Source organism: Pseudoalteromonas sp. G5_S1_14_S5 (assembly GCF_054968605.1).
This window is the reverse complement of record NZ_JBQKUM010000007.1, coordinates 82,827-91,320: the sequence shown is the minus strand read 5'-3', so window position 1 is coordinate 91,320 and position 8,494 is coordinate 82,827. Positions and strand designations below refer to the sequence as shown.

General features: G+C 44.2%; 8 protein-coding genes and 1 pseudogene. 2 read left to right on the top strand and 7 right to left on the bottom strand.

The annotated features are described in order from the left end of the window. Nucleotides 1–264: 264 nt before the first annotated feature. A pseudogene (locus ACTRWI_RS03900) lies at nucleotides 265–435 on the bottom strand (DUF2780 domain-containing protein); the annotation flags it as partial. Nucleotides 436–722: 287 nt separating this feature from the next. After that, nucleotides 723–1,343, bottom strand: coding sequence for a BamJ family beta-barrel-assembly machinery protein (gene bamJ / locus ACTRWI_RS03895; RefSeq protein WP_004738774.1), 621 nt, complete (start codon nucleotides 1,341–1,343; stop codon nucleotides 723–725). 213 nt (nucleotides 1,344–1,556) lie between these two features. Between bamJ and ACTRWI_RS03890 the strand changes: the two genes are divergently transcribed. Then, entirely contained in the window at nucleotides 1,557–2,141 is a 585-nt protein-coding gene (locus ACTRWI_RS03890; RefSeq protein ID WP_499129552.1) for a LysM-like peptidoglycan-binding domain-containing protein, read from the top strand. Between the two features lie 50 nt (nucleotides 2,142–2,191). On the opposite strand, the gene ACTRWI_RS03885 is transcribed toward ACTRWI_RS03890, so the two are convergent. From ACTRWI_RS03885 to ACTRWI_RS03865, 5 genes are all read right to left on the bottom strand, one after another. Next, complete coding sequence (locus ACTRWI_RS03885; RefSeq protein WP_499129551.1) at nucleotides 2,192–3,040, bottom strand: DMT family transporter; 849 nt, start codon at nucleotides 3,038–3,040, stop codon at nucleotides 2,192–2,194. Further along, nucleotides 3,040–3,492, bottom strand: a complete 453-nt coding sequence (locus tag ACTRWI_RS03880; RefSeq protein ID WP_499129549.1) for a GNAT family N-acetyltransferase — start codon at nucleotides 3,490–3,492, stop codon at nucleotides 3,040–3,042. The genes ACTRWI_RS03885 and ACTRWI_RS03880 overlap by 1 nt, the downstream gene beginning before the upstream one ends. Nucleotides 3,493–3,549: 57 nt before the next feature. Then, nucleotides 3,550–4,116, bottom strand: coding sequence for a Crp/Fnr family transcriptional regulator (locus ACTRWI_RS03875; RefSeq protein WP_499129547.1), 567 nt, complete (start codon nucleotides 4,114–4,116; stop codon nucleotides 3,550–3,552). 159 nt (nucleotides 4,117–4,275) lie between these two features. Beyond that, on the bottom strand, nucleotides 4,276–4,611 hold the full coding sequence (locus ACTRWI_RS03870; RefSeq protein ID WP_499129544.1) for a GNAT family N-acetyltransferase: 336 nt from the start codon (nucleotides 4,609–4,611) through the stop codon (nucleotides 4,276–4,278). A gap of 544 nt (nucleotides 4,612–5,155) precedes the next feature. Beyond that, entirely contained in the window at nucleotides 5,156–7,132 is a 1,977-nt protein-coding gene (locus ACTRWI_RS03865) for a bifunctional 2',3'-cyclic-nucleotide 2'-phosphodiesterase/3'-nucleotidase (protein ID WP_499129542.1), read from the bottom strand. A gap of 411 nt (nucleotides 7,133–7,543) precedes the next feature. Between ACTRWI_RS03865 and cysD the strand changes: the two genes are divergently transcribed. Next, the gene (gene cysD / locus ACTRWI_RS03860) at nucleotides 7,544–8,488 is read left to right on the top strand and encodes a sulfate adenylyltransferase subunit CysD (protein ID WP_258166798.1); all 945 of its coding nucleotides are present in this window, start codon (nucleotides 7,544–7,546) and stop codon (nucleotides 8,486–8,488) included. The last annotated feature ends 6 nt before the right edge of the window (nucleotides 8,489–8,494 follow it).

The following is an 8,494-nucleotide window of genomic DNA, read 5'->3' as shown; positions in this document are numbered from 1 at the left end:
TCGTATCTCGTATCTCGTATCTCGTATCTCGTATCTTAGTTTCTTACGTCTACAAAGAGAGCACCGAAGTGCCCATATCATTTCAATCTACAGTATTATTACTTAGCTTATTTCCAAATCGCTGCTAATGAATCCATCAAACCACTCGTTGCGTCTTGCGATTGAAGTGCTTGAAGTATGATTGGTGCAATTTAGAAACCATCGATGGATCCATACCTAGGTTAGAAAAAGCACTTTCAACGCACTTTGTGAGTTCAGCAGTGATTATAGGCCTGTTGACTCTAGGCTAGACATACTTGGAATAAGCGTTGTGAGTTCTTTGTTGTCAGCTGTATCTAGTGAATTCTGTGTAAGTGCTAACATAGAGCCGATGCCACCAATCGCTTGATCGCTAGTTACTGATGCTTGGTCAGCAACGGTATCGGCAAGCGGTTTTGTTTCGTTTTGTTTCGTTTTGTTGAGACCACATGTTCACAGCTGCCATCAATGTAGTTTGTGATCGTTGAGAGTAGTTTGTATCAGAACCAGAACTGGTTTGTTCAGAATTGCCGGTGCTAGCGCAAGAGACAACAGCGAGGCTGCTTAAAACATTCTTCCTTAAGTAATAAAGTAATTTACTCTTTCACTATAAACGAAAAACGGCGATGTAGTCACATCGCCGTTACGTTATTTTAATTTTATTTGTCTATAGTATTTTGTTTTACCATAGGTTTTTATAAAAATTAAAGAATAGCTAGAAGTTCTACTTCAAATACTAGAGCAGCAAATGGTGGGATTGCAGCACCTGCGCCACGCTCACCGTATGCTAGGTTTTGAGGGATGTAAAGCTTCCACTTAGAGCCAACAGGCATCATCTGTAGAGCTTCAACCCAACCTTGAATTACGCCAGTTACTGGGAATTCAGCTGGTTGTCCGCGAGATACAGAGCTGTCGAAAACAGTACCGTCAGTTAGTTCGCCGTGGTAGTGAACACGTACTTGCTTGTCTGCAGTTGGGATTTCGCCAGTGCCTTCAGTTAGTACTTCGTATTGAAGTCCAGACTCAAGAACTGTTACTTCTGAACGAAGAGCGTTGTCAGCTAGGAAAGCTTCGCCGTCTGCAGCTGCAGCTTTAGCTAGTTCTTGACGTGCAGCTTCACCGCGAGTGTGTAGTTCTTGTAGTGCGTTGTTGATTTCGTCAACTTCGATAGCTGGCATGTCACCAACTAGAGCTGTAGCGATACCAGCAGCGATTGCGTCAACGTTTAGGCCTTCAAGACCAGAACCAGCAAGTTGTTGGCCCATTTGTAGACCGATACCGTAGCTAGCTTTTTGCTCTACAGTTTCAAATTTTACTTCAGACATGAAAAGTCACTCTTTTTGTCAGTACGAAAAAGGTAAGAATACCAGTATTAGCAGCGTGAAGAAACGGCTAGTCCATGATCACTTGCGCTTTACCGCGTCCAAATCACAGCCATGTCAATTTTCTTGCATTGAGCCTCGTTGTGACGGAAAGATCTATACTGTTGGTACTTTGGTTTTTATACTGTAGTTATTCAATTTATAGGACGCAGTGGTATGAATCGTCGTCAAAAGAAAAAGCAGAAAGTTGACCACTTAGCAGAACTCAAGGATCGACTGGACCAGGTCAAAGAGAAATTGAGCTCGATAGATATAAAAGAAATGAAAACCTCGGTTGTGCAGGCTTGGGGTTTATTACCTAAGCTACACCAAAGATTATTAATGGTGGTTTCGCCGATCGTTCTTATCCTACTTGTTGTGCCGTTACCTGAGCCTAAGGTAGAAGTAACTTCGGTTACATCTCGCGTTGCGCTTGAGATCAATACCGTTGGGCTGAGCGAGCAGCACAATACGAAGAGTAACTCATCAGAGCCGACGAACAGTAATTGGCAGGAGTATCTGGTTAAGCAAGGTGATACCTTGGCTCAAGTTTTCCGAAATAACGATTTACCGCTGTCTGATTTAAATGCGCTAGTCCGCATTGAAGGGGCAGACAAACCACTCAGCCAAATTCGTAAAGGTCAGTTAGTTCGATTCAAATTAGCAGAAACTGGACAACTTGATATCCTACAGTTAGAGAAGGGCGACACATCAGTCATGTTCTTCCGTTTGTCGGATGGTGGCTTTGGCCGCAGCAAATAGATATCTTGCGTGAGTTACGAACTCAACAGTACCAACGAGACAAAAAAGAGCTAAGCATTAGCTCTTTTTTTTGGTCGCTTGAAAGGCGCGAGCGGTAGGATGATCAGCATAATGCCAATAAAGGTTAGTGTATCCGGAATCTCATCGAACCATATGGCACCAATCAATGCGACAAACACCAAGCCAGAATATTCAGCGAGAGCAATCTGACTAGAGTGCGCTTTTTGATAGGCGGCAACTGCAAGCCCGTTGTAACTCAGTATTAGCGTTGCACTGAGTGCTATGTATCCAAGATGTTCTAAAGACACGGGCTGCCAATAAAATAAGCACAGTATTAATGAGGCAGGGATGGAAAAGAGGGTTGTCCACCACAGCGTCGTCACTACGGATTGCTCACTAGGAAGTTTTCTTACCAGTACATTAAACAGGGCCAGAGTTAGTGCTGTGCCTAATGCAAATAGTGCGGCCCAGTGGAACTGAGAAGGTCGCAACACGATTAGCGCGCCAATAAAGCCGACAGTAGTGGCGATGATTTTGCCAAGCGCAGGCTGCTCTTTTAGCAGAAGTACAGACAGAGGCAGCATCAATAATGGGGCGACGTAAAATACCGCGTTAGCTGTCGCTAAAGACATATGGCTGATCGCGACCACCATACATCCACTGCCGATTAAGATCAGTTGTCCACGAATTAAGGTGACCTTGGCTTGTTGTAAGCGGCGTTGTTCTTTGTTTTGTTGCAGCCACAAAGGAGTGATGAGTAACAGGGATATCAACTGGCGGAAAAAAATATACTGAGGAGGTGGGACTTCGCCGTTCAATAACTTCACAGCTACGTCAGAGAGCGAGGCAAACAGGTTCCCCGCAATTAAAAGTAGGATACCGACAGTGATATTCGACATTACTTCTCTAATCTCATGTCTACGTGTGGAATATCATCTTCCAAATACATTTCAGAGATCGTCTTGAATCCATGGCTAGCGTAGAAGCTTTCTAGGTGCTCTTGCGCACCAATGTCGATGGTCGTGTTCGGCCATAATGCTTCACAGCGAGCTAATGCTTCTACCAGTAATTCATGCCCTAAACCATTGCCTCTTGCTGGTTGTTTGGTTGCAACTCGGCCAATACTGGCATTGTCATAAGTCGTACCTGGTGGCAATAAACGAGCACAAGCGATGAGCTCTCCGTCCGCATAGCCCATTAGGTGCTGGACACCTTCTAGGGTATCTTTACCATCGAGCTCTGGATAAGGGCAGGTTTGCTCAACTACAAATACGTCGACTCGTAGTTGCAACAGTTGATAGAGCTGTTGTGTTGAAAGTTCAGAAAAGGGAATAGAGTGCCAAGTGATCATGTTTACATCCAGAGATTATCGATGCTTTGAATGTACTATGCACACTGACCGTTGGCATTAACTATTGTTAATTCGACCTTTAATTCTACTCAAGCTTATTGCCGTTATTCCTAGGTAGGCAGCAATTTGATTGTCGTTGAGGCGTTGTTCCAGATCTGGGTAGTGCTCACAGAAAAGTTGGTAACGTTGCTCTGGGGTATAGAGCAACATGAATCGCTCTTTGTTTTCCTTGTGCATCAGCTGGGTTTCTAGCAGCTTTAAATACAAAGGATTATTAGAGGCACGCCACTCGATTACGGTCTTCATGGGCAGTTCTAATAGCGTAATAGGCGTGAGGGTTTCAAGCAGGTAAGGGGACGCTTGGTTTTTTATCAAGCTCTCAAAGCCGATGATCCAGTCTTGTTCCCAGTAGAACTCTTTGCTGTATTGCTTGCCCTCATTAGTGAGGTAACAAGCGTGGCATAGGCCTTCAAGCACGAAGTAAAGTGAGTCTGCCATCTCTCCTTGGTTAATAAGAATGTGTCTGGTGGGGAGTTCAAGAGGCTTGGCGACAGCGACTAGCGATTCAATCTGACTTTCTGAGAAGTCGAAGCTTTGCAGTTGTTCGATAAAAGAGGTGTGCATGAAAATAACCTAAGCCAAATAAGTGCTGAAATCATCGCACTTATTTGAGTGTAGGTACAGTTCGGTCTAAATCAGCCTTGGGCGTGCTGCTCTAGGTAATCTTGAGCAAGCTCTCGCCCCATGTACCTGCCTAAGGTTTTCAATGGTAGTTTCTTAAGGTTAACTACAGAGTAACTCATTCGCCAACACCTTTACATCCTTCCTAACTGATCCTGCGAGATCAGCTAGGATCACTCCTTCAATCACGCCGAGTGGGTGGTTAGCTACAATCACAGCAGGGCCTTCTTCAGGAATGTTTTCTGTGCTTCCCGATGCAATGGAGTATTCGATATTGAGCGCCGACAAGGTGTAATTCATGAATTCGAAACTAGATAACTCGTCTTGTCGAGCTTGATAGAGTCGGTCTAGCTTAGATAGCCCAGTTGCCCACTCGACAACAGACTCACCCAAACCAAAAGGCGTGTAACGTGGTAAACGAAAAGGACTATCAATCATAATGAAGCTACCTTATTTAATCAGCTGCGGCCAAGCTTTATCGGCTTGTTGAATGTGCTGTGCACGGTCTTTTTCCCAAGCCTCTTGAATCTCTTGGTCGTAGTTCAGGTAAAGTTTGTCATCCAATGTGATCTAATATTGAGGATCAACTGGTGCAAAATCGTTTTTGGCTGAAACGGCCCATGCGCAATAGCCACTATATTGAGGGGACATATTTTTCAGGATTATTAACAAATAAAGTCAGATTCTTTTCAGAAGAGAAATACTAATCCGTGCCCTTTTATTCTGTGCTGAATTTCTTGCTGCCTTCAACAGGTCTGTCTGAGGTGAAGTCTGGTTGAGTACCACTAGGTATAAACGTAATGATGTTTCGATGAGGGAGGGCGATAAGAGGCTGTGATTTGAAAAGCAGTTTGAGAGCGATGAATTATTAGAGGTCGAGAAATAATATGCATTTATTCAATAATTTAAGTTGTTTTAAAATAAAAAGGCTGAGTCATGAGACTCAGCCTTTAGTCGGTTAGCTATCGATTACTTGAGTAATTTATTTAGTTAGGTCGATTTGGTAAACACCGAAGCCAACGTCATCAGTCGCAACGCGTTTCATCGGGTATTGACCTTTATCTTTGATGAACTGAGCAGCCTTCTCACTTGGTGACGTTTCAAAGCGGATATCTAGTTTCTTATCCGTTTTGATTGGTGCAAATGACCAGTTGTTATCAGCGGTTGGACTCACTTGACCTTGCTCTTTGCTTACGCGAGATATGTAGTTTGCCAGTACCGTACGGTTTTCATCTGGTGCATCGAATGCAATGAACTCTTCACCTGTACCTGGGAATTTAGCACTGTAAGCACGGTAGTTGTTGGTTGCGATCAGGAAGTCTTGCTTCATGTCGATTGGCTTACCTTGGTAAGTTAGACCAACAATACGCTGAGAATCAGGGTTAACCACTTTACAGTTTGCATCGTATTTTGCAGGCTGAGTTACGTCGATTTGGTAATTCACACCGTCGATAACATCGAAGTTGTAAGTACGGAAGTTATCCCACTCAATCAGCTGTTGTGGTGCTGTAGAGTTCACATCGATCTGGTTGAATTGACCAGCAGAACACTCAAGCCACTCTTTTACTTCGTGACCCGTTACCTTCATCGCCACTAGCGTATTCGGGTAAAGGTACAAATCAGCCGCGTTACGGAATGTTAGTTGACCAGATTCAACTTCAGTGAAGTTTGCTGGGTCATTCTTACGACCGCCTGCTTTGAATGGGGCCGCTGCAGAAAGTACAGGTGTACCGTCTAGATCAGGGTCGCCTTGGATGAATTGCTCAACGTAATCTTTTTGTGCAAGGTTAACGATCTGTACTGTTGGATCGTCTTGTACTAGCGATAGAAAGCTGTACATCACGTCATCTGCTTTACCAATTGGTTGGTTCACAAAGTCGCGAGTACCTTGGTGATCTTTTTCTAGTGCAGTTACGATGCCTTCATCCGCTGCAGCCAGTGATTTCTTCTCAACCTTGTCATAGATAGGGCGAGCTTCAGATTGGCCTTTTACTACTTCCCACTTACCGTCTTTTTGCGCCAGTGTTAGGTCCATAACACCTACGTGGCTACCCCAGCGACCAGGCATTACTGCCGCAACACCATTCATAGTGCCGTTTTCGTTGTCAACGCCTTGGAGGTTGTCGAAGCCTTTACCTGGGAATACGGCGTGAGAGTGACCGAATGCAATCGCATCTATGCCTTCTACTTCAGATAGGTAAAGCGTCGAGTTCTCTTCGCCTGCTTTGTATGGGTCTTGAGATACGCCAGAGTGAGGAATCGCAACGATAACATCTGCACCTTCAGCCTTCATTTGAGGTACTAGCTCGTTTGCTGTCTCAACGATGTCGCGAGCGATTACTTTACCTTCAAGGTTCTTCTTATCCCACGTCATGATTTGTGGTGGAACAAAGCCGATGTAACCTACTTTGATCTCGTGCTCTACGCCCGCTGTATCTGCGAAAGTGTGCGTCTTGATAATGTAAGGCGTGAAGTAGTGCTCTTTCGTTTCAGCATCGTAAACGTTAGCACTGATGTATGGGAAATCAGCGTCGTTTATAGACTCTTCTAGGAACTCTAGGCCGTAGTTGAACTCGTGGTTACCGATGTTCGCTGCATCATAGCTTAGCTGGTTCATTGCTTTGTAAGCAGGATGAACTTCACCGGCAACGATGCCTTTGTCTGCTATGTAGTCACCCATTGGGCTACCTTGCAGTAGGTCACCGTTATCAACTAATACGCTGTTTGTTACTTCGTTTTGAGCTTCTTTTACTAGAGTTGCAGTACGTGCTAAGCCAATTTTTTGTGATGGCTTGTCTTTGTAGTAGTCGTAATCCATTAGGTTAGTATGGATGTCAGTTGTCTCTACGACACGTAGTTTAATCACTTCATCGGTATCTGGTGTTGTTGTGCAGCCTGCGAGTGTCAGACCAAGACCCGCAAGTACAGCCAATGATAAAGGTTTCATTGCAACTTTCATTTTGTAGCTCCAAAGTGGATAGAAGAAAACTTTTGCGTAATGTAACAAAATGGAGTGAAACAATGATTACAACGAATGTGAATTCGTGATTTAGATCGATTACTTTATGGTGTTCTGCAAGATGCCTCCCATAGCTGCTCAATCTATGCACAAATGATATCGATAAGATTAATCCATTCATTTTACTTGCTTATCTATTTATTGTACGCCTTATCAGTTTTTAGAATAAAAAATGAAATTTTAGAATTTCCAGTAATATGAGCGGCTCGTCATAATGCCTATATCAAGGACGTATCAGGCAGATGAATAGCAAGGAGAGCTCAATCGAAGCTTCTGTTTTCTTCTAGTGCCAATACTCCCATTCACTGAGTGGATGACCTAAATCCCTTGCTTGGCGAGACCAAGTAATGAATTGCTCGTAACGCGAGCCTTAAAGGAAGCACTGAAATGGACCAAGAACGTTTAACCCACCTAAAACAGCTAGAGGCGGAAAGTATTCATATTATCCGTGAAGTGGCGGCTGAGTTTGATAACCCAGTAATGATGTACTCCATCGGTAAAGATTCTTCTGTGATGCTTCATTTAGCTCGCAAAGCGTTTTACCCAGGCAAGATTCCATTCCCTTTGTTACACGTTGATACGGACTGGAAATTTCGCGAGATGATTGAGTTCCGTGACCGCACAGCCAAAAAGTACGGTTTTGACCTTTTGGTACATAAGAACCCTGAAGGTCTAGCAATGGGGTGTAGCCCATTTGTGCACGGCTCTTCTAAGCATACCGACATTATGAAAACTCAGGGCCTTAAGCAGGCGTTAAACAAGTATGGTTTCGATGCTGCATTTGGTGGTGCACGTCGTGATGAAGAAAAATCTCGAGCGAAAGAGCGTGTTTACTCTTTCCGAGATAAGAACCACACGTGGGATCCAAAGAACCAGCGTCCAGAGCTTTGGCACACTTATAATGGTCAGGTTAACAAGGGCGAAAGCATCCGTGTATTCCCTCTATCAAACTGGACTGAGCTAGATATCTGGCAATACATCTATCTAGAGAGCATCGATATTGTTCCACTTTACCTTTCGGATAAGCGTCCGGTGGTTGAGCGTGATGGCATGCTGATCATGGTTGATGATGACCGTATGGAGTTGCAAGAAGGTGAAGTGATTGAAGAGAAAAGCGTTCGTTTTCGTACTTTAGGCTGTTACCCACTAACCGGAGCGGTTGAATCTGAGGCGAATACGCTAACAGGCATTATTGAAGAGATGCTGGTAGCGACGTCCAGTGAGCGTCAAGGTCGAGCGATTGACCATGATCAGTCTGGCTCAATGGAGCTGAAAAAGCGCCAAGGTTATTTCTAAGAATCT